General features: G+C 49.7%; 1 pseudogene. It reads left to right on the top strand.

The annotated features are described in order from the left end of the window. Positions 1 to 298: pseudogene (gene nusA / locus KDM89_RS21580) on the top strand (transcription termination factor NusA); the annotation flags it as partial.

The following is a 298-nucleotide window of genomic DNA, read 5'->3' as shown; positions in this document are numbered from 1 at the left end:
AAACTGCAGGTATCCGTGCCCTGTTTATGGAAAAACTGGATGTGGATCAGGAAGTGGCAGAAATCCTGGTGGATGAAGGTTTCTCCAGTCTCGAAGAAATCGCTTATGTGCCAATCAGCGAAATGCTGGAAATCGAAGCGTTCGATGAAGACACTGTGACTGAATTGCGTAACCGTGCGCGTGATGCCCTGTTGACTGAAGCGATTGCTTCGGAAGAAGGTCTGGAAGGCATGGAAGATCAATTGATCAACCTCGAAGGTATGACCCGCGTGACTGCTGGCAAACTGGGTTTGGCTGG

This window comes from Cognatundibacterium luofuense (assembly GCF_018139685.1).
GTDB lineage: Bacteria > Pseudomonadota > Gammaproteobacteria > Burkholderiales > Burkholderiaceae_D > Undibacterium > Undibacterium luofuense.
Note: the sequence above shows the minus strand (reverse complement) of the source record. Positions and strands in the feature narration are given on the sequence as shown.